Origin of the sequence: Curvivirga aplysinae (assembly GCF_009711445.1) — a bacterium.
Lineage (GTDB): Bacteria > Pseudomonadota > Alphaproteobacteria > UBA8366 > Aestuariispiraceae > Curvivirga > Curvivirga aplysinae.
On sequence record NZ_SMMC01000192.1, the window covers coordinates 1 to 22,368 of the forward strand.

19 protein-coding genes are annotated in these 22,368 nt (G+C 42.8%); 10 read left to right on the forward strand and 9 right to left on the reverse strand.

Features of this window, described 5'->3' with window-relative positions; translation table 11 throughout:
* The 5 genes from E1160_RS11265 to E1160_RS11285 form a co-directional block, all read left to right on the forward strand.
* On the forward strand, positions 1 to 2,394 hold a 2,394-nt coding region (locus E1160_RS11265), incomplete at its 5' end, for a TonB-dependent siderophore receptor (RefSeq protein WP_328597149.1).
* A 7-nt stretch (positions 2,395 to 2,401) separates the two neighbouring features.
* Positions 2,402 to 3,205 carry an ABC transporter ATP-binding protein gene (locus tag E1160_RS11270; RefSeq protein ID WP_155155264.1) on the forward strand — a complete coding sequence of 268 codons (804 nt, stop codon included), beginning with the start codon at positions 2,402 to 2,404 and terminating at the stop codon, positions 3,203 to 3,205.
* Complete coding sequence (locus E1160_RS11275; RefSeq protein WP_218048853.1) at positions 3,195 to 4,112, forward strand: ABC transporter substrate-binding protein; 918 nt, start codon at positions 3,195 to 3,197, stop codon at positions 4,110 to 4,112. Before E1160_RS11270 ends, E1160_RS11275 begins: the two co-directional genes overlap by 11 nt.
* A complete protein-coding gene (gene fhuB / locus E1160_RS11280; RefSeq protein WP_155155266.1) occupies positions 4,109 to 6,157 on the forward strand; it encodes a Fe(3+)-hydroxamate ABC transporter permease FhuB in 2,049 nt (682 codons plus the stop codon). Before E1160_RS11275 ends, fhuB begins: the two co-directional genes overlap by 4 nt.
* Entirely contained in the window at positions 6,157 to 7,215 is a 1,059-nt protein-coding gene (locus tag E1160_RS11285; protein ID WP_155155267.1) for a siderophore-interacting protein, read from the forward strand. Before fhuB ends, E1160_RS11285 begins: the two co-directional genes overlap by 1 nt.
* Before the next feature lie 31 nt (positions 7,216 to 7,246).
* Here the strand turns inward: E1160_RS11285 and E1160_RS11290 are convergent, their stop codons facing one another.
* The 3 genes from E1160_RS11290 to E1160_RS11300 are packed head-to-tail and all read right to left on the reverse strand — an operon-like array spanning position 7,247 to position 11,666.
* On the reverse strand, positions 7,247 to 8,488 hold the full coding sequence (locus tag E1160_RS11290) for a hypothetical protein (protein WP_218048854.1): 1,242 nt from the start codon (positions 8,486 to 8,488) through the stop codon (positions 7,247 to 7,249).
* Complete coding sequence (locus E1160_RS11295; protein ID WP_218048855.1) at positions 8,488 to 9,306, reverse strand: outer membrane lipoprotein-sorting protein; 819 nt, start codon at positions 9,304 to 9,306, stop codon at positions 8,488 to 8,490. The genes E1160_RS11290 and E1160_RS11295 overlap by 1 nt, the downstream gene beginning before the upstream one ends.
* Before the next feature lie 23 nt (positions 9,307 to 9,329).
* Complete coding sequence (locus E1160_RS11300) at positions 9,330 to 11,666, reverse strand: efflux RND transporter permease subunit (protein ID WP_155155269.1); 2,337 nt, start codon at positions 11,664 to 11,666, stop codon at positions 9,330 to 9,332.
* Between the two features lie 162 nt (positions 11,667 to 11,828).
* On the opposite strand from E1160_RS11300, the gene E1160_RS11305 reads away from it, so the two are divergent.
* Both E1160_RS11305 and E1160_RS11310 read left to right on the forward strand, forming a co-directional pair.
* Complete coding sequence (locus tag E1160_RS11305; protein WP_155155270.1) at positions 11,829 to 12,494, forward strand: TetR/AcrR family transcriptional regulator; 666 nt, start codon at positions 11,829 to 11,831, stop codon at positions 12,492 to 12,494.
* 112 nt (positions 12,495 to 12,606) lie between these two features.
* Entirely contained in the window at positions 12,607 to 14,217 is a 1,611-nt protein-coding gene (locus tag E1160_RS11310) for a hybrid sensor histidine kinase/response regulator (RefSeq protein ID WP_218048856.1), read from the forward strand.
* A 69-nt stretch (positions 14,218 to 14,286) separates the two neighbouring features.
* Here the strand turns inward: E1160_RS11310 and nqrF are convergent, their stop codons facing one another.
* From nqrF to E1160_RS11340, 6 genes are read right to left on the reverse strand one after another with little or no spacing between them, the layout of a single operon-like run.
* Positions 14,287 to 15,510: an NADH:ubiquinone reductase (Na(+)-transporting) subunit F gene (gene nqrF / locus E1160_RS11315; RefSeq protein ID WP_155155272.1), complete on the reverse strand. Its 1,224-nt coding sequence runs from the start codon at positions 15,508 to 15,510 to the stop codon at positions 14,287 to 14,289.
* An 11-nt stretch (positions 15,511 to 15,521) separates the two neighbouring features.
* Positions 15,522 to 16,130 (reverse strand): NADH:ubiquinone reductase (Na(+)-transporting) subunit E, encoded by a 609-nt coding sequence (gene nqrE / locus E1160_RS11320; RefSeq protein WP_155155273.1) that lies wholly within the window; start codon positions 16,128 to 16,130, stop codon positions 15,522 to 15,524.
* Between the two features lies 1 nt (position 16,131).
* Complete coding sequence (locus E1160_RS11325) at positions 16,132 to 16,785, reverse strand: NADH:ubiquinone reductase (Na(+)-transporting) subunit D (protein WP_155155274.1); 654 nt, start codon at positions 16,783 to 16,785, stop codon at positions 16,132 to 16,134.
* A complete protein-coding gene (locus E1160_RS11330) occupies positions 16,785 to 17,591 on the reverse strand; it encodes a Na(+)-translocating NADH-quinone reductase subunit C (protein ID WP_155155275.1) in 807 nt (268 codons plus the stop codon). Before E1160_RS11330 ends, E1160_RS11325 begins: the two co-directional genes overlap by 1 nt.
* On the reverse strand, positions 17,584 to 18,783 hold the full coding sequence (locus tag E1160_RS11335) for an NADH:ubiquinone reductase (Na(+)-transporting) subunit B (protein WP_218048857.1): 1,200 nt from the start codon (positions 18,781 to 18,783) through the stop codon (positions 17,584 to 17,586). Before E1160_RS11335 ends, E1160_RS11330 begins: the two co-directional genes overlap by 8 nt.
* A gap of 3 nt (positions 18,784 to 18,786) precedes the next feature.
* Positions 18,787 to 20,130: a Na(+)-translocating NADH-quinone reductase subunit A gene (locus tag E1160_RS11340; protein ID WP_218048858.1), complete on the reverse strand. Its 1,344-nt coding sequence runs from the start codon at positions 20,128 to 20,130 to the stop codon at positions 18,787 to 18,789.
* Between the two features lie 184 nt (positions 20,131 to 20,314).
* Here E1160_RS11340 and E1160_RS11345 point away from each other — a divergent pair, with 184 nt between their 5' ends.
* Genes E1160_RS11345 through E1160_RS11355 form a run of 3 tightly spaced genes read left to right on the forward strand, consistent with a single transcriptional unit; the run spans position 20,315 to position 22,278 of the window.
* Positions 20,315 to 21,361 carry an FAD:protein FMN transferase gene (locus E1160_RS11345; protein WP_218048859.1) on the forward strand — a complete coding sequence of 349 codons (1,047 nt, stop codon included), beginning with the start codon at positions 20,315 to 20,317 and terminating at the stop codon, positions 21,359 to 21,361.
* Between the two features lie 13 nt (positions 21,362 to 21,374).
* Positions 21,375 to 21,617: a (Na+)-NQR maturation NqrM gene (nqrM, locus tag E1160_RS11350; RefSeq protein ID WP_155155277.1), complete on the forward strand. Its 243-nt coding sequence runs from the start codon at positions 21,375 to 21,377 to the stop codon at positions 21,615 to 21,617.
* Between the two features lie 34 nt (positions 21,618 to 21,651).
* Positions 21,652 to 22,278, forward strand: coding sequence for a hypothetical protein (locus E1160_RS11355; RefSeq protein ID WP_155155278.1), 627 nt, complete (start codon positions 21,652 to 21,654; stop codon positions 22,276 to 22,278).
* Positions 22,279 to 22,368 lie beyond the last annotated feature (90 nt).

Sequence of the window (22,368 nt, forward strand, 5' to 3'; positions counted from 1 at the left end):
TTGCGAGTAAAAAATATGAAATCCGCACAATTCCCCATTAATAGCCGTAGTCTTCGAATGGCTATGGTAATGACGACGGCCTTGGTGTCTACCTCAACCCTAATCCAAGCTGCGAATGCTGAAGACATAAAAGTTATTGTACAAACCGCACAGGCAACTGAACAAATCCGTTTCAGTATCGAAGAGCAATCTCTCGCAGATGCATTGGTAAAATTTGGACAACAATCGGGTATTCAAGTTTCCGTTGATAGTGATCGCGTAGCGGGCCATCGTACAAAAGGTGTCATCGGTGTGATGTCCAAAGAAAGTGCACTTGCTGAACTTCTCGCGGGTACAGGTTTAAATTATCGCATTAGCTCAAACGGCAGCATTATTATTGATGAGACACTCAATTCTGATGATGCAAGCGTCACAATTACAACACCCGTTATGGTTCAGGCCGAAAGTGATGATACACTGATTCAGGATGGTTATGTGGCCTTGGTGAGTACGATCGGCACAAAGAAAGACACACCATTAGTCGAAGTACCTCAAAACATCTCTGTTGTGACAGAAGGACAACTGGACGAGCGGGCGCCACGTACAATCAATGAAGCTATGGCCTATGTACCCGGCGTCAATAACAGCTCCTATGGTTTCGATACACGTTATGATGCTTTTTTCATTCGAGGCTTCGATGGTGCGTATAACGCCGTATTCCGTGATGGGTTACGTCAATATGGTGGATCATCTGCCCTTTATAAATCTGAACCTTACGGTTTGGAGGGTATTGAGATTCTTAAAGGACCTTCTTCTGCGCTTTATGGTGCTAGCTCCTCCGGTGGTCTTGCAAACCAAGTTACAAAACGTCCAACCGAAGATCCATTGCGGGAAGTTGAGTTCTTAGTAGGTAATCACAATAGGGCCCAAGCCAGCTTTGATGTTTCTGACAGTCTAACTGAAGAAGGTGAAGTTAAATTCCGTGTCACTGGATTAACCCGCGATGCAGATACAGAACTTACCGATTACGCAGATGATCGTGACTATATTGCACCAACCATCAGTTTCGAAATCACAGATGATACAAAAGTTACGTTATTATCAGAATATATGAAATCCCTAACAGGGGGTACAGCCGCTTATTACAACGAAAACGGACGGATTACAGATCTCTATGGTGGTGAAGATGGTTACAATGACTTTAATCAGCGCCAATATCGCCTCGGATATGAATTAGAACACCGCTTCAACGATATGTTTACCCTGCGTCAAAATGTTCGATATACGGACATCGATATCGATCTAGAATATGCATATTGGTATGATAATTCTGGTACTTTAGCGCGTGCAGCTGGCCGTGCTCTTGAAACACAGCATGCTTTAGTTGCGGATACCCATTTAGTTTCCAAAATTGCAACTGGTGAAATTCGCCATACAGTCACAAGCGGATTAGATTACGGAAAATCTCGCTATGCTCAAGACCTTGTGCGCTTCGCAGCAATACCAGCATCCGGCTCCACCGTCGACATGACGAACGCAACTAAGGAACGTCAAAAACAAGAACAGGTTGGCGTTTATATGCATGACCAGATGGAATTAAACGATTGGCGCTTCACTTTGGGTGGTCGTTATGATCGGTTGGACTCTATCACTCATAATTCAACCGCCGAGACAAAACAGGACGATTCAGAGTTCTCTCATCAGCTCGGTCTCTCTTATGTTTTTGAAAGCGGCTTTGTTCCATTCACAAACTACTCTACTTCTTTCACACCAAATACAGGCACTCTAATCGATGGTACTGCTGCTAGCCCTACGACCGGAGAGCAAATTGAAGTTGGTTTAAAATATGAGTTCCCTGATCGTAATGCAATCATAACAACTTCATTATTCCATATCGACCAAGAAGATGGCGTAGTCTTTGATTCTGCTTCTGGTATCAACCGACAAGTGCAACAAGATATGCGCTCTCAAGGCATTGAGATTGAAGCTGTTGCAAGCTTGGTTGAAGGCTGGAGTGTGAATGCATCTTATGCCTATACAGACACTGAAATCCAAAATGGGGCACAAGGCACATCTGGCAAACAAGTTTCCGGTGTACCTGAACATACTTTCTCACTCTACAATGACTACACCTTCCAAAAAACTGCGCTTCGTGGTTTCGGTGCAGGTGCTGGCATTCGGTATTTTGGGGAAAGTTTTGGAAACGATACCAATACATTTGAGAATAGCTCCCGCTACTTTGTAGATGCTGCCATACACTACGATCTTGGTGAAGCAAACAAGGAAATGGAAGGGATGAAGGTACAGCTAAACGTTACAAACTTATTCGATCAAACTCGTGAAATCTGTAAAGCCGGTTACTGCTATCGCGATGAAGGTATGAATATGATGGCAAGTATGCGCTATCGCTTCTAGTATTATTATGACTGAGCTTATAAACAATATGGGTGAAAAATCCCTTTTTGCCAGCCGCGAAATTTCTTTCGCGGCTGGTACTCGTGAAATCCTAAAACCTTTAGACCTTAGATTGGATACCGGCCTAGTTTATGGTCTAGTTGGACATAATGGATCAGGCAAATCCACCTTATTAAAAATCTTGGCTAAACAACTAACTGCGACTGCCGGAGACATCTTACTAAATGGTCGATCTCTGGATAATTGGTCCACGAAAGAATTCTCACGCCATGTTGCTTATCTTCCACAAGATATTCCCACAGTCCCCAATTTAACTGTCAGAGAACTTGTATCTCATGGTCGTTATCCGTGGCATGGCGCGTTTAGGGGGGTAAGTGATGAGGACAATTCTTATATTGATGACGCCTTAACTTTAACCAACATCACCCATATGCAAGATCGTATGGTCAACAATTTATCAGGTGGCGAAAGACAGCGCGCATGGTTAGCCATGCTCATTGCGCAAAACACTTCCTGCTTACTTCTTGACGAACCTATTTCTGCCTTAGATATCTCCCATCAAATGGATGTTATGGGATTGATCAAAGACCTTAGCCAACAGCAAAATCTATCAGTTGTAATGGTCTTACATGACATCAATATAGCCGCGCGTTTTTGCGATCGCATTATCGCCTTACGCGAAGGCGAGTTAATAGCAGATCATGTATCTGAAGATTTAATGGATCCAGATTTGTTAAAAACAATATTTAACATGAATATGAAAGTCATTGATCACCCTTCGGGAAAAGGGAGAGTCGCCCTTGTCGATTAATAACTTTAATGTCAGACGTGATTTATTAAAAAAAATAGCCTGTGTTTCATCCGTACCACTTGCGCCATTCGTGCTGACTGGACATAAATCAAGAGCCGCCTCCCCTTCTCCAAGGATCATCTCCCTTGATTACGGCGTCGCAACAACACTAATCGCCTTAGGAAATTTTCCCGTCGGAATTGCCTCTGCAGATCATTGGGATCGTTGGGTACAAGAACCAGCTCTACCGGACACGGTCGCTGATATTGGCCATGACTTAGTTGTAAACAAAGAGGTCATTGCTGCTTTACAACCTGATTTAGTGTTTTTAACTCCCTACACAATGGCCCATCAGGACGCGCTGCGACGAATAACAGATGTTGAAATTATTTCTGTTTATCAAGAAGGAACGCAACCTATGGATCGTTCCTTCATTGAAACCCAGCGTATTGCAGACATAATCGGCGCCCCAGAAAAAGGGGCTGCCTATATTGCCAAAGTTAAAGCAAAATTAGATGCAGCAAGACAACTTGTCGACAAGCTTTCACTTCCACCTATAACGATGGTCAATTTTATGGATGCCCGCCATGTGAGGGTATTTGGCACAAATAGTCTTTACCAGAATGTAATAGATTTTATCGGTCTGGAAAATGGTTGGAAAGGCGAGACTAATTATTGGGGGTTTCGAACTATTGGCTTAGAAGACCTCGCCATTAGTTCTCAAGGCGACATGGATCTCATTGTGTTTGAGCCTGTCGTTGAGGATATCCGACCAACGCTTGCGAATAGCCCGCTCTGGAAAGATTTACCCGTTGTGAAGCAAAACCGGATGACTATTCTTCCTGCAGTTTTGATGTTTGGCATGCTGCCGTCTATTGAACGCTTTATTGATATCGTCCTTGGCCATTTAGAGGCAAAATACAAATGACATCTCTTGCCCAAAACTCCTTTTCCAGAAACTTGAGCCCTCTTATTGCATTACCAATTTTTTTAGCAGCAGCTGGCTTAACCTATTTACTTATGGGATATGATTTAGCGCGCCTTGATTTATCGCTTCAAGAATATGACACACGCCAAATGGTGCTGATTTATTCTAGCCTACCGCGTTTGGTAACAGCACTTATATGTGGTGCTGCATTGGCCGTTGCAGGCGCAATACTTCAACAGGTCTTACGTAATCCGCTTGCATCACCTACCACAATGGGGGTCTCAGCTGGCGCTCATCTTGCCTTGATACTCGCGACCTTATTTGCACCATCTTTATTAGAGCATGGTAGACAACCTATTGCGCTTTTCGGGGGATTACTATCTGCCTGTGTTGTATTTGGTTTTGTCATGCGACGTGGATTTTCGCCTGTTTCAATGGTCCTTGCAGGTTTAATGACAAGCCTTTATTGCGGCGCCTTGGCGACATTACTTATTCTTTTAAATGATCGATATCTGATTAGTCTTTTCATTTGGGGGGCTGGCTCCCTCTCCCAACAAGACTGGTCTTTGGTCACTAACCTTTTACCCCAGGTCGCTATTCTAAGTGTGATTTTAATCTTTCTGGCCCGACCAATGGGCCTTTTAGTGATAGGAGATTCAAGTGCCAAATCACTTGGTCTTGATCCAAATATCTTGCGTGTCCTTTGTGTCCTTGTAGCCATTGCTTTATCCGCAGTGGTCACAAGTAATGTCGGCGTTATCGGGTTTATTGGCCTTATCGCCCCAACAATAGCAAGATTATCAGGTGCAAGACGCACTGTAAGCCATCTAATCTGGTCGGCAATCTTTGGTGCGTTGATTTTATGGTTTACAGATAGTGTTATCCAATATCTTGCTGGTAGTTTGAAAGAGTTTGTACCCACAGGTGCTGTTACAGCCTTATTTGGTTCTCCGCTTCTGCTCTTACTAATTCCGCGTTTAAAAATGGCTGTCGAAAATGTGCAAGATCGCAACTTCAACTCATATCAACGCCAGTTATCTACGATCTATATTGTAACCCTATTTTCTATTCTTGGCGCCATTCTATTCATTGCGCTCACAATCGGAAGAACACCTTCGGCAGATTGGAATTTTATCTGGTTCAACGACTGGGCCTTTATTCAAGAATGGCGTTTGCCACGCGTTTTATCCGCCTTTGGGGCCGGTGTCATGCTGGCACTTGCAGGTAGTCTACTACAACGCTTGAGTAATAATGAAATGGCCAGTCCAGAAGTCTTAGGCATTAATGCAGGTGCCATGATCGGTATTTGCATTGGCCTCTTTGTATTTGCCTCCAGTAGCTATCTTTCCTTTATGGTCAGTGCCAGTTGTGGGGCCTTTATCTTTATGCTTCTCTTATTCGGCTTAGGCAGGAAAAACGGCTTTCAGCCAGAACGTATGGTACTCGTCGGGATTTCTTTAGGGGCGATGCTAGATGCATTTGTTGGTGCACTTGCTGCCACTGGTGACATTCGATCTATCCAACTTTTACAATGGATGGCGGGTTCCACTTACGGGGCAAGTATGACATCTGCCCTCACTTGTTTAACTGTTGCACTGATACTCGCAACGCCTGTCTTTATGGCTGGTCGTGCTATGAATTTAATGCAATTAGGTGGTCCAATCGCAGGCTCTCTTGGTCTCAAAGTAAAACAGTTAAGATTACTAATGTTTGGTTTAGCATCCCTGCTGACAGCAGGTGCAACAATCATCGTCGGGCCGTTTAGTTTTATTGGACTAATGGCACCTCATATTGCCTCGGGATTAGGCTTCAAAAAATCTGTCCCACAATTTTTTGTAGCTTGCATCGGTGGTGGCACCTTAATGATATTTGCGGACTGGATCGGACGTGTTGCCAATCATCCTTATGAGATACCTGCAGGTATTTTATCCGCACTCGTTGGAACTCCATTGTTACTTATCTTGATGTCACGACGTGGCACAGAAGAAGGTTTTCTAGAATCAAGCCGCTCTTTCTTTGGATTAAAATCAAAGGCAAATTCATAATGGACTATAATTCTATTTTAAAACTTCCGCTTCCTCACCCAATAGAAACACTAAAAGCGCAAGTTGAAGCACTAAAGGCGCATGAGGTAATCCCGGCAGAATATCACGAAAATCTTGTGCGATATGATACCGACTATGGTGATTTAAGTATTGAAGTCACTAACGATGGCTGGTCCATTAAAATTATTGGCACAAATGAAAACGGCTTAGAAATCTTAAAGAATTTTATCATTGAGCATATATTGGAACATTACCCCAATATACCTGAAGAAATTCTTCAATGGCAGGGATATGAATCTGACACAGGCTACCCTAGCAATTTCCGTCTGGTTGAGATCATTGAGAAAAAATTGATTGATCCTAATATGATCCGTCTTACGGTAAAGGGGAACCATTTGGCTTCTTATGCTGAGAATGGGCTGCATTTTCAGCTACTCATTCCTTCGAATGAAAAACTTCCTGCCATATGGCCTACAAAAAAAACATCTGGCAAAATTCATTACCCCATCGCCAATAATGGAAATGAACAAGGCCTAGATCGACGTGTTTATACCATCCGCCAAATTCGTGTGGAACAAAATGAGTTTGATTTTGATGTCCTAAGGCATGCTGGCGGCATCGCGTCTGATTGGGCAGAAAATGTGTCTATTGGTGATAAGATTGGCATTTTGGGGCCTTCCGGCGGTCATTACCCAGAAGCAAATTGGCTTATGCTTGCTGGTGACGAAACAGCCCTTCCCGCCATTGCGCGTATCTTGGAAAATTGTCCAAAAGATACCACAGGAGAGGCGATCATCTCCCTTAAAGATGTAGAAAAATGGACAATCCAATTGAACAAACCAGACGGTATCAACATCCAATGGCTTGATCATTCTAAAGGAAACATGATCGACACTATTAAAGCCTTAGGTATGCCTGAAAATCAATCAGCATATTTCTGGTTCGGCGGAGAATCTGAAACCGCAGCCGATCTTCGAAAATATTTCAAACATGAATTAGGATTATCATCCAAACAATATTACAGCTCAGCTTATTGGCTTTCTACTTCAAATACTTAGTAAAAAGGCTTCGTAAATCGAAGCCTTTTTCTTAGAAATAACGAGTTAACCTAAGTTGAATATGATCATCATCGCGTGAGCTATATAAAAGCTCTTCTTTCCCAATATTCTGATACATGCGTCCTTCTAGTTCGATGGACCAGAAATCCGATAATCTCGTCTCAGCTTCAACACTAAAAGAAGTCGCTTTTGAAGAAGGGTCGTAAATAACACCGCCTAGGAAACTGGTGTCATCCTCATCATTTAACGTCAAACGTGTTCCGACGAAAATATCATCATCAAACATAGTTGCAGGTGCCAGATCATTACGACCATCATAATGATATTCAAGTAAAATACCGATATCGCCTACATCATCAATCGCACCAAAAAAGGAATATTCAAAACCTGCAGTCATCGCGGCAAAAGAGTCATAGTTATCCGCATTTTCATAAATCGCTTCCAGCTTCCAAAGCCATTCTTCGATGGTTGCTTGAACATCAATACTTGCACGATCAATCAGATCATAATGCGGTATTAAAACAGTATTACCAGAGCCATCCGTGCCCGCGACAAGGCGTGGATCACGACTGGTACCACGGAAATAAGCAGCGCCTAAATCCCAATCACCGACAACATGAGAATAACGCAATGCGTAATCTACATGTTTTTCTTCACGGGAAGATTCATAAACTGCCTGATCCGTATCAACAACTAAACTACCACGTAAGCGCCCATCAACACCGGCAAATGTTCTTTCGCGAAAATAAGGTAAAACAAATGCGTTGATATTTCCCCAATCCTGTTGAACTCCAAGATTGATCATTGGTTGTCCGAGCTTATCCTCGCCATCCACATCTTCAACGGCATCGGTTTGGTTAATAATGTCAACCAAGTGGCGGGATTCTGTTACCCCCCAAAACACTTTATCGGCACCAACAACCACATCCCAGCCATCATTAATATGAAGATAGTTCAGTTCCCGGATATCCCAATGGCTGCGCTCATCATCATGACTATCAAGACGCGCGAACGGATTAAACTCAATACGGTCGTCCCCATCATTCCATTCGTACAACATTTCAGGTTGTAAAACTATGGAACTATTTAGTGTTTGATCTTCTTGTCCTGTCTGAATGGCATCATTAGGAAATACCCGTAAATCTGCTGCGACAAAACCGGAAAATTCAAAATAGGTATCATCATCTGCGACTACAGACTGGCTTAGGCCACCCAAGGAAAGGGTGGCCATGCAGCTGGTCAAAAGCAGTGATTTTGCCAGTTTCTTTGACATTAGCGTGCTCTTTTCAAGCTATTCTTGTTGAAGTCACCATCTTTAAGGCCCGTTTGAAATTCAAACTCTGTGAAAACCAGATGTGTTTTCTTTCCTGTTTGATGGTTCTCCATATCCATCTTATGCGCACGCCAATGCTTGCCTAAATATTGTTTGAAATCTGAATATACCAGAGTTTTCAACAATGTTTTCTTGCGGTCATAGAACTCCGTCTTTTGTTGACGATACTCATCTTTGTCATACCAGACAATTGTCTTTGTATAACCGGAGTTTTCATAGGTTGGGTATTGTTCAACCACGAAACATTCCAAATCACCGCATTTTTCATCACGTAGATATTTATAGGTATATTTCTTCAATTCATTTGCGGATAAATCTTCAAACGCAAATTCAGACCCAACGAAAGGACCAGATTTGTTTTTAGAAGAAATACGTTTCACACGTTTTAATGCTGGTAAATATAACCACTGATCATCCGGATCCAGAATCTTGGCAAAGCTTAGAAAAGCTGTACCTTTCACATCACGTGGCTTGTCAAAGATTGTCAGGCTTTTATCACCGATATCCAATCCTGGAACCTCAAGAACCTTTTGGCGCATTTCACGTTTAGATTCTTCACCATGGCGATTGACCAACACCATTTGCATTGTGGCTTGTGAGTCACCAAAACCATGGTCGCGTTTGTCCCATTCTGTTGCAATTTCCAACCCTTTTTCTTCATCGGTTTGCGCAATAGCAGTTGAAGACAACAACGGGGATGCGAGGGCCAAAAGGCCCAACGCAGCGAAAGAGAAACCTAGTTTTTTAAAACTTTTCATTTTCTTTTCCTTAACAAAATTCATTAGTCAGCCGCTTGCGGCACAGCATTAGTCATTGGTTTCTTGCCACCTAACAAAAGTAATAACGGAGGCAACAATAAGAAATCAACAGCCAAAGCAATCGCAATCGTAATCGCCGTCAACAATCCCATATCCGCATTCAAGCTGAAGGAAGAGAAGAACAACACGCCAAAGCCCATCATTAGTACGGCTGTGGTTACCCAAAGCGCCATACCAACAGTTTTAAAACTATAGCGAACCGCATCCTCAGGGGACTCACCGCGTTCACGGCGTGCACGTACATACTTACTGAGGAAATGTACAGATGCATCTACGATCAACCCAAGGCTGGTTGCGGCAATAACAGATACTGCCAAACCAACTTGTCCCACAAACACACCCCATAGGCCAAATGCCATGGCCGCAGGTAACATATTTGGGATCAAACTGATCAAACCAATACGCAAACTACCCAATGCAACAACCATAGAGATCGAAATCAACACAAAGGCAAGTGCCGTACCGATTAACATGGATTTGATATTACGGTCTGCAATATGAGCAAACATAACCGATGCACCGGACCCATCTGCATACATATATTCAGGCGCATTTAGCTTCAACCATTCACTACCTTTTACTGCAAGGCTACGAATATTTTCACTACTTACGTTATCCAATGTTACAGAAACACGAGTTGCAGATTTATCTACATTAATCTGACTGTTCAAATCCAAACCATATGGCAAAGACATTTCATAAAGCAGCAGATATTGTGCGGCCAATTCGCGGCCTTCTGGCACTTTATAGTAACTTTCGTCATCACCATGCATGGACTTGTTCAAACGCTTCATAACGTCTGTAAATACATTTACGTGAACCACGCCTGGTTGATCGCGTAACCATAATGTGAATTCTTCCAATTTTGCCAAATATTCTGGATCAGAAATACCACCAGAATCAACAGCCCCAACAGAAAACTCCAAATCATAAATACCTGTCAGATTTTCACGTGCAAAATCACTATCCACGCGGAATGGGATAGAATGATCGAAATACTCGACAAATCTATCATCCAGTTCAATACGTGGGATTTGTGCAATCATAATCACGACAACAGCTGTCATACCCACCAATAATTTAGTGCGATGAACCAGCACGAATTCCGCGAATTTGCTCATAAAACCAGATGCATCATCCTTCACCTCTTTCACACGGAAAGGAATAATCGCCGCAACTGCTGGCAAGAATGTCATAGACAATACCCAAGCCGCAACAACACCTGCAGCTGCAATATTACCCAAATCACCAAATGGCGGAGAGTCTGAGAAATTCAAACTTAGGAAACCAATGACGGTTGTGAAGCTTGTCAGGAGTACAGGCTGCGTATTAACACGAAGACTTTCAACAATCGCTTCATGTTTAGTGCGACCCATGCGCATTTCATGCAACATCGTAATTAAAATATGTACACAATCGGCAATCGCAATGGTCAGAATTATAATAGGTGCCATCGCAGAAGGTGGTGTTAATTTCACGCCTGTATGCCCTGCAAAACCCATTGCAGACATCACCGACAGGATAATCACCATCAGGGTAACGATTGTACCAGAAATAGAGCGTAAGAAACCAACCAGTGCCAAAACTATAATGCCAAACATAATCGGGATTAAAGATCCCATATCTTTTTGAGACGCACGTGGGAAGGAGTTACTTAATGGTGCACGACCAGTTACAGCAACTTCCAATTCTGGATATTGCTTCTCAATACTTGCCGCCATACCTTCTGCATATTCAACTGCTTCGGTTAAGGCGATTTGATCATCCTCTGGTAATTGCAGAGTAATATTAATCCCTGTTGTTTTGCTATCTTCGGAAATCAAGCGGCGAGCAAGAACTGGTTCTCTTTGTGCAACAGCTTCAATTTCTTTCAATTGTGCATTTGTTAAACCGCCAGCTTCTTCTACCAGATCCGCGACAATCAAATCATCTTCTTCAGCGATTGTATGTTGGAAATTGGATAAAGAATCCACACGAATTGAATAAGGTACCTGCCAAGAATCTTCGGTAACCTGTTGGATTACCTGAAGCCATTTATTGGTGAAAACAGTACCTTCATTTGGTTTAATAACTAAAAGAACGTTATCAGTCTTTGTATAAATATCTTGTAAACCATCATAGGCTTGAAGCTGAGGGTTATCCTCACCAAAAAACACACGATAGTCACTTGTGAATGCCAAAAAACGCCCGCCTGATGCAAGCGCTAAAACTGCAACAACGCTGAATAGCAATACCAGCCAGCGCCACTTTACAACGCCTTTAGCAAAGCCAAGCGTCAAACTATTAATTAGTTTACTCATCTCCATCCCTTTCAGCGAGTGGCTAACTAATTCCCTTGAAAAAATGTATGTTTCTTCTTTGTACAGATTGATTTTGTAATCCAAAAGAAGTAAACTACACAGTGTAGTATTACAGAATAAATCAAAAGTAAACTACACGGTGCAGTTTTTTTGGAGGTATTCGTGGCAAAAGTTGAGTGTCCGATGATGGCGTTTGGTACTAACGCATTGAAAACGTTAACAAGATCTGAAGAAAAACAGTTGCAAATTATTAATGCAGCCAAGAAAGTTTTTTTAGAAAAAGGTTTTGATATAGCCAGCATGGATATGATCGCTGCAGAAGCGGGTGTGTCCAAACGGACCGTTTATAGCCATTACCAATCCAAAGAAAATCTCTTTGCCAGTATCATGAATGATCTTTGCACCAGTAAAAGAGGCGACATCATTGATGAAACCGAAATGGACGCATGCGACCTCCTTCCAAAGGATAAATCTGCCGAAGAAACCTTAACCATTTTTGGTAACACTTTTCTTACATATATTTATGATCCAGAAGTTCTGGCAATGTTACGCATCATGATTGGACAAGCGGATAAATTCCCGGAGATCGGCGAAAGTTTCTACAATCAAGGCCCTGTTATGACGCAAAATATGCTCACTGCTTATTTTGAACATACCAATGGAACCGGCGAAACGAAGTTTAAGGATACATGTATTGCGGCAAAATCTTTTATTTCTTCTCTTTTGGGGCCGACACATTTGCAATGTATGTTTGGTGGAAAATCGCCTAGCGAAGAAGAAATCAGCACTCATGTAGATAAAGTAACATCCCTATTCCTCTCCTTTTGATAACCTTCAGCCACAACCATAGGAAGTTTTTTCACCATAAAACAAACCTCTTTACATGAATTATATCTAATATAATATGTGGGGAAAACGTATTTTCAGGCAGACAGGAATCATGGCGTCGGAAAACTCAACTGAACAGAACCGTCTCAATGCCTTGCATAAATATCAGGTGCTAGACACCCCGCATGAGCAAGCATTTGATCGATTAACAGAGCTTGCTTCTTCCTTTTATCAATCTCCAATTGCTCTTATTTCTCTGGTCGATTCAGAAAGACAATGGTTCAAAAGCCGCGTTGGGATTGATGCAGAGGAAACACCGCGAGAGATCGCTTTTTGCCATCATGCGATAAAGAATGACGACACATTTATTGTCCAGAATGCTTCTACAGATTCTAGATTTGCAGAAAATCCGCTTGTCACAGGGGATCCCAATATACGTTTCTATGCTGGTGCTCCGCTGAAAACACCTGACGGATATAATATTGGTACTTTATGCATAATTGATAGCAAGCCACATCCAGAATTCCAGAATACAGATGCAAAGCAATTAGAACTACTCGCCAGTATCGTAGTTAGCGAATTAGAGCTAAGAATAAAAAACAAGAACCTTAAAAAAGTAAATAGAGAGCTGGAAATTGCAGAAAAAGCGCGTTCAAGATTTCTTTCCATGTTGAGTCATGAGATTAGAACACCCTTAACTGGTGTTATTGGCCTATCTGAGGCCTTATCGGATTTCGAATTACACGACGAAGCAAGAGAGATTGTTGATGGTATCCATTCATCATCGCAGATCCTGCAAAGTTTATTGAACGACGTGTTAGATTTTGCAAAATTAGAAGCTGGCAAAATTAAGATTCATCACAACAATTTACAATTGGATAAATTTGCACGCGCTGTCTCAAAGCCTTGGCAATTAATTGCGATAGATAAAGGCTTGGATTTCATTCTAGAATTGCAAGAAGACCTGCCGGACACTTTATTTATCGACGAATTACGTCTCAGCCAAGTCATCAACAATCTATTAAGTAATGCGATTAAATTCACCAGCGAAGGTAAGATAAAATTAGAGATTTCTCAGACTAGAGAATATCTGGATGGTTTACCAAGCATTGAAATAACTGTTTCCGATACAGGTTGTGGTATGACATCTGAACAACAAGAGAAGCTTTTTAAACCTTTTGAACAAACCGACTCATCAATTACACGGGAGTATGGTGGAACAGGTCTTGGATTGGCAATTTCCAAAACACTGGTGGAATTACTCGATGGTAGATTAAGTTCTGAAAGTAAGGTTTCAGAAGGTTCTAGATTTAAAATTCTACTGCCAATACCAAACTCAGCCCCCCCTCCTCAACAAGAGACAGATAGTCAAACCAAAGCAATTGATAGTCTGAAAATTTTAATCGTAGATGATATAAAAATTAATCGAGATATTGCACGCCATATAGTGCAAAAACTTGGTGCAAAATGTGACGAAGCATCTGATGGTTCTCAGGCAGTCTCTCTTGTCAGAGAGAATGATTACGACATCATATTGATGGACGTTCACATGCCTCAGTTAAGTGGTAATGAAGCGGCCAAACAAATTGAAACATTTAAACCTGATCAGAAAATCGTATTTTTGAGTGCTGATGATGATATCAACAATGACAGTCAACATCTTTATCTCACCAAACCGTTATCACTTGATAAACTGAATATGGTTCTAAACCATAAAAGCTGAGTTAGAGAGATTAAGTAAGTCTAATAGACAAAAGGCCTGAGAAAATTCTCAGGCCTTTTTATTTCTATCTTAACCACCGAAGTCATCAAGCATGATATCGTCGCGATCAACGCCCATATCAAGGAGCATATTGATTACTGAAGAGTTCATGATTGGAGGACCACACATGTAATATTCACAATCCTCTGGTGCTTCATGGTTCTTCAGATATTCTTCATAAAGTACATTATGAATAAAACCTGTATACCCGTCCCAATTATCTTCTGGCAGCGCATCAGACAGCGCAACATGCCATGTGAAATTCGGGAATTCTTTTGCCAATTCATCGAAATCTTCAACGAAGAACATTTCACGTTTAGAACGCGCGCCATACCAGAAAGTGATCTTACGATCCTTATTCTTCAAACGTTTCAATTGGTCAAAGATATGACTACGCATTGGCGCCATACCAGCACCACCACCAATAAAGACCATTTCTTTTTCTGTTTCACGAGCAAAGAACTCACCAAACGGGCCGGAAATTGTCACTTTATCACCGGGTTTCAGGTTAAAGATGTAGGATGACATCTTGCCCGGAGGAATCCCTTGTGTCCCCGGAGGAGGAGAGGCCACACGAACATTCAACATGATCATACCCTTTTCCTCAGGGTAGTTGGCCATCGAATATGCACGCTCAACTGGCTCATCAACAACAGATTCAAATTGCCACAAATTAAACTTGTCCCAATCTTCCCGATATTCTTCTTCAACATCGAAATCTTTATAAGACAGTTTATGGGCAGGTGCTTCGATCTGAATATAACCACCCGCACGGAAATTCACATCCTCACCTTCCGGCAAGTCCAAAATCAAAGCTTTAATAAAGGTCGCCACGTTTTCATTGGAACGTACGGTACATTCCCATTTCTTCACACCGAAGACTTCTTCCGGTACTTCGATATCCATGTCTTGCTTGACTGCAACCTGACAAGATAAACGATCCCCGCAAGAGGCTTCACGCTTGGTGATATGGCTTTCCTCAGTTGGCAGGATAGACCCGCCGCCTGCATGTACCTTCACACGACATTGCGCACAAGTACCACCACCACCACAAGCAGAAGGAACAAATAATTTTTGTTCGGCCAGCGTTTGCAACAATTTACCGCCAGCTGGGACTGAAACAGTTTTTTCGCCGTTAATTGTAATATTCACATTACCTGTAGACACCAGACGCGAACGCGCCGCCAAAATGATCGTTACCAAAGCCAGTACGATCAAGGTGAAAAGCAGAATGCCTAATCCAAAAGTTGCCATTCTCGCCTCCCTTACAATTTCACGCCGCTAAAGGACATGAAGGCCATTGCCATCAATCCTGCGGTGATAAAGGTAATTCCCAGACCTTGCAGGCCATCAGGAATATCAGAATATTTCAGTTTCTCACGTACACCCGCCATGGCCACAATCGCCAAAGCCCAACCAAAACCGGAAGACACACCATATGTCGCAGCTTCCGCAAAGTTATAGTCACGCTCAACCATGAACAATGAACCACCCATAATCGCACAGTTCACCGTGATCAATGGAAGGAACACACCTAAGGCATTGTATAGGGGTGGGAAATACTTATCCAAAACCATTTCCAAGATCTGAACCAAGGCCGCGATCACACCGATATAGGAAATCAGACCCAAGAAGGTCAGATCAACATTTTCAAATCCTGCCCATGCCAAGGCACCCGGTGCCAACAAGTAAGTCAGAATTAAATTGTTCACAGGTACGGTTAATGCCTGCACGATCATCACAGAAATTCCCAAACCAATCGCCGTTGCGATCTTTTTAGATACAGCGATGAAGGTACACATACCCAAGAAGAATGACAGCGCGAGGTTTTCAACAAAGACCGCCTTTACGGCTAATGAGAGAAGCTCTTCCATCTTAGTGTTCCTCTACCGCTTGAATTTTATATTCACGTTCTTCAACCTGATCTTTTTTCCATGTACGGAACGCCCAAATGATCAAACCGATCACGAAGAAAGCAGATGGTGGTAATAACAACATACCATTTGGTACATACCAGCCACCGTTATTCACTGTTTCAAGAATGGTCACACCGAAAAGGGAACCCGCCCCGAATAATTCACGGACAAAACCAACCAACATCAAGATCAAACCATATCCTAACCCGTTACCAACACCATCAATGAAGGAAGCAACAGGTGGGTTTTTCATAGCAAATGCTTCGGCACGTCCCATTACAATACAGTTTGTAATAATCAAGCCCACAAATACGGATAAGGTTTTTGAGATTTCATAAGCATAAGCTTTCAAAATCTGATCAACCATGATCACCAAAGACGCAATAATCACCATCTGTACGATAATCCGAATAGACCCCGGAATATGATTACGGATCATGGAAATAAACATGGAGGAGAAGCCAGTCACCAAAGTCACCGCAATCGCCATAACCAAAGATACTTGTAGAGACGATGTTACCGCCAAGGCAGAACAGATACCCAATACCTGCAAGGTAATCGGGTTGTTATCCACCATAGGATCAAGAATTAAATCTTTACTAGACTGAGACATTATAGGTCTCCTTCTTTAAGGTAGGACAAGAACGGCGCATAACCCGCCTCACCCATCCAGAAACGTACCAGATTATCAACACCATTAGAGGTCAAAGTCGCACCCGCCAAAGCGTCTACATAGAAATCCTGACCCGCAGCTGGTGCTGCTTTTGCCACTGTGATCTGAAGAACACCGTCTTCGTCATGCAATTTCTTGCCATTCCACAAGGCTTTCCAACGTGGATTGTCGACTTCCGCACCTAGGCCCGGTGTTTCACCATGGCTGTAGAATTGCAGACCATAGATATCATTGCCGTTCTCTTCCAACGCAATGAAACCATAAAGCGTAGACCAAAGACCATAACCATGGATCGGCAGGATCACTTTGTCCAAGCTACCATCTTCATTACGAAGTAGATAAACAGTCACAAATTTGGACTGGCGACCAATGGAAGCAGGATCATCCGTCAACGCAACAGAAGTCGCTGGATCATCAGCAGCAGCGCGATCATCAAATGTGGCTGCGTCAAACTGATCCGTGAATTTACCAGTTTCAATTTCCAAAACATGCGGTTCAAACACTTTAAAGGCTTCAACCACATCTGACCCTTCTTCATAAAGGCCGGCCACCTGAAGGATGTTTGTTTGCTTATCCTTAAGTTTGTTTACTTCTTGGATAGGACGCAAATATACAGCAACGGCGGATACCACCATGGAAGCTACCAGACAGATTGTAACCGCAACAAAGACAGTCTTTGGTACAGAATCCGCAGGCAAATCCAAGAAACGACGCAGAAGCCCTTTATTTTCATTATGCTCATGCATTGCGTTTAGCCCTCCGTTTAATATTGGCCTGGACAACGAAGTAATCGATCAATGGTGCAAAGACGTTACCGAACAAAATCGCCAGCATCATGCCTTCTGGGAAGGCTGGGTTGATCACACGGATCATCACCACCATGAATCCGATTAACGCCCCATAAATGTAACGACCTGCATTTGTATGACTTGCAGAAACAGGCTCCGTCACCATAAACGCCAAACCAAAGGCATAACCACCTGTTACCAGATGCCAATACCAAGGCATTGCAAACATTGGATTGGTTTCAGACCCGATAAAGTTTAGCAGTAGAGAGAAACCGATCATGCCCCCTAAACAACCAACAATCAGGCGCCAGTTCGCAATCTTGGTAATCAACAAGAAACCTAAGCCAATGAAACATGCCAAGGCAGATGTTTCACCGATAGACCCTTGGATTGTGCCAAGAAAAGCGCTCATCCAATCGATGCCGTAAGCACCTAATTCTTCAAAGCCGTTAGATGCACCAACAGAAAGGGCTGTGGCACCAGAGAAACCATCAACTGGTGTCCAGATTGTGTCACCTGACATTTGCGCAGGATAGGCGAAATACAAGAAAGCACGGCCTGTCAAAGCGGGGTTCAAGAAGTTTTTACCAGTACCACCGAAAACCTCTTTACCAATCACAACACCAAAAGCGATACCCAAAGCAACTTGCCATAATGGCGCGCTTGGCGGCATGATCAGCGCATAAAGCATGGAAGTTACAAGGAAACCTTCATTCACTTCATGACCACGAACTGTGGCAAAGATTACCTCAAAAATACCACCGACAATCAACGTTGTCAGATAAATTGGTAAGAAATAGGTAAGGCCATGCAGGATATTACCAACCGGATTTGCCGGGTTAAAACCGATCCCCAACAAATCAATCAAACCAGCACGCCATCCAGATGGCTCAAAAGTTTGATAGGCTGTATTTACTTGATAGCCCACATTATAAAGACCAAACAGGATCGCAGGAATTGTTGCAATCACCACATAGGTCATAATACGTTTCATATCTACATAAGAACGCGCATGCGGTGCCACAGTTGTCACTGTCTTTGGTGTGTATAGGAAACTCTCCACCATTTCATAAACAGGGAAGAATTTCTCGTATTTACCGCCCTTTAGGAATTGCGGCTCGATACGATCGAAAAAGTTACGAAGACCCACGGCTTAACCCTCTTTCTCAATCTTGGTGAGGCAATCGCGAAGCGCGAGGCCATATTCGTATTTAGCAGGACAAGCAAAGCCAACCAGACCTAAATCCTCTTCATCAAGTTCCAACGCACCCAGCGCTTGCGCCTGATCTGTATCCATCACCAGCAAGGAACGTAACAATTGTGTCGGCAAAAAATCTTGTGGCATCAAACGTTCAAACGTACCTGTTGGCACCATCGCACGACGACCACCATTTAAATTGGATGTCAGTGCATATAGCTTTCTTGAAAAAGCGGAACCAAGAACCGGTTGAATGGCAAATTTGGATGCCATTGGACGAATCCAACCCATCGGTATTTGCTTTTGATCTTCTTCAATCACTGTAATCTGACGTGCATAACGCCCTAGATAAGCAGAAGCACCCTCACCAGCACGACCACTCAGAATAGAGCCGGAAATCATGCGAACCGGAAGATCACTTGGCAGGTCTTTTTCGACCAAGTCCATCATAGATGCACCTGCAATGGTACGAACCAAACGTGGCTTCGCACATTGTGGCCCGGTCAAGGCAATTACGCGACTTGGATCATAGAAACCTGTCTCCAGTAACTTACCAATGGCAATCACATCCGCATAACCAATAGTCCATACAGATTTATCGCCAACAGGGGGTTCCAAGAAATGAATATGTGTTCCGGCCAAACCAGATGGATGCGGGCCAGAGAAACCAGCAGCAACAACACCTTTAATATCAGCACCCGGGATATCTGCACCTGATGGCTGACACAAGTATGTTGTGCCTTCGGTTAGAACTGTAATTGCTTCTAAACCTTTGCGGAATGCCGCAGCTTGATCTGCAATAATCGGTGTGGGATCAGCTGCCAAAGGCTCACTATCCGTCGCCGTCACAAAGATCGCTGCCGGACGTTCGTCCGATGCAGGTACTTTGGAATATGGTCTTGTGCGGAAAGAAGTCCATAGACCAGAAGCACAAAGACGCGCGCTTAGCCCATCAGCGGTGGATGCATCTCCGATATCAGAGAAATTAACGGGCTCTGCCGCTTTTTCATCAATATCAATTACCACACTGATCAATACACGACGCTCACCACGATTCACAGCGCGTACGCGACCGGACACGGGGGATGTTACCAAAACATCAGGGGTATCTTTATGGGATAAAATTGGGGAACCTACACCGACTGTGTCCCCTTCCTTAACCGCAAGGCGCGGTTTAAGGCCGACATAATCAGCACCCAGAATGGCCGCAGAGCCAACGGATACTGCGTCATCGATTTCCTGTGACGGTGCACCTAGCACCGGAAGATCTAGACCTTTAGTTAGCGAAAAATTCTGCACGGTTTAGCAGTCCTATATAATTTTTTTGCTCTTATGCGATAAATATCCAATCTCTTCAAAGGATTTTTTGTGAGAATGCGAATTTTTTTGTTGTATCCGTCCCTATTCTCGACCATAAGCAGCCCCAATAAATTGATCCCATAGACCTTTATGACAAATTTCATTTATGGCTTGGAGGTTCCCAGTGCCGGATAACACCCTAATTACACGTCGAAATTTTCTACTTTTATCTGCTGCTGCAATTGCGATTGCCGGATGTCAGGCTGAACCGAAGGTTCTAAAACTGACAGGCCCTGCGATGGGGACAAGTTATTCGATTATCGCCATTGATAAATCTGGAACGCTTACCGAAGCAGATATACGCGACTCAATTGAGACAGAATTGAAAAAGGTAAATGATCACCTTTCAAACTGGGACCCAAATTCTGAAATCTCTCGCTTTAACAAATCACCCTCTACTGAAACTATCTCTGTTTCACCAATGTTGGCAGAAGTGATGCAAGCCGCACAGGAAATCCATGTGGCCAGTGAAGGACAATTTGATGTGACACTAGGTCCTTTGATTGACCTTTGGGGCTTTGGAGCGAAAGATCGTGAATTGCAAACACCCACTGATTTGGAAATTGCAGAAGCTTTGAAAATCTCAAATCAAAGCCAAAATCTATCCATTACGGATCAAACCTTACAAAAGCATTTACCAGATACAAGCATTTATCTATCTGCCATTGGCAAAGGATATGGTGTTGATGTGTTGGCACGTAAACTGGCAGAGCTTGGTATCAAAGATTATATGGTGGAAATTGGCGGTGATCTCTATACAGCAGGTAAAAACCCGCAAGGACAACCTTGGAAAATCGGGGTCGAAACACCAAATGCGTTGGATCGTTCTACCCATCAAGTGGTCGATTTATCCAATCTAGGCATGGCAACATCTGGTGATTATCGAAATTATTTTGAGAAAGATGGTCAACGTTATTCTCATATTCTGGATGCGCAGACAGGCCGCCCTATCACTCATAGAACGGCGTCTGTGACTGTCTTGGCGGAAAACGCCATGTTGGCTGATGGATGGGCAACCGCGATGTTGGTTTTGGGTCGTGAACGTGGCTTAAAAATCGCAAATCAGCTTGATATGGCTGTTTTATTCATTGAAAGAGATGCTCAGACAACCCATACTAAGTTCATCACAACACCAAGCAATCGCTTTACCGCTTTGCAAGTTAAGGAATAAGGATAAGTTATCTATGGAAACCTTCTTTCTCGCTTTTGGATTACTGTTAATCGTAATCGTTGGCATGGCTCTTGGTGTGATCTTTCAGGGCAAAACTATCAAAGGCAGCTGTGGTGGCCTCAACGCCATCGCTGATGCGGATAAATGTCTGGTATGCAGCAAAGAGATTGATCCAGACAGCCCTTTGCGCGAACGCTTACTTTGCCCACGCGGTAAAGAAATTGCCCGTAAACGCGCCGAACAAGCGAAGGCCTGACGCTACTGAACAGTGCAAGTGAGCGAGATGAAGTATGTGTTGGAAAAATAAAAACAATTTCACTCGTAATGGTATTTCATTTGTTTCCTGTATCTTTTTTTTCGGACTAACAACGATCTCATCTATCGCGGCAGATGAATACAAAGCTTCTGACGGCACAATTATCAAGAGAGAGTTTTTTGGTAAAATAAAGCCGAAACGCACAATTGTTGTTTGTTCCGATAACCAAGAATTTTATCTTAAAAGACTTCACCGATTTAACGAGTATGTTCTAGCGGATAAGAGCTACGTTATTTTAAATGGACAAAATGATATTGTTGATGTGGAATCTGAAGAGGTTACATTAGTTTATTTTGGCACAGCAAATAGTCCAGTTGATGACAATAAGTGTTTAAAAAAGTTTTCGGGATTTTTGAAATCTGTTGCAGAAGTTAGGGCAGTTTTTGAAGATGAGAACTATATTGATAATATCTTAGGTCCGGGTGCCAGTGAGCGATTTACGCCACTTTTATGTCATAATACTCTAACAAAAGATTACAAGAAATCTATAAGTTTGCGGCGTGATACGGCTTTATCTTGTGTCCATGAGAGTTTTGAATTTCTTTTTCACGTTAGAACAAATGTCTGTTCTAAAAATTGCGAAACCTTTTATGAAAACTAATCACGTTTTCGATACTGTCGACACTCTATCTCACCCGATTCTGATGACTGTACTTGGATAAGATTGTAAGCTATCTATAAATATATACTG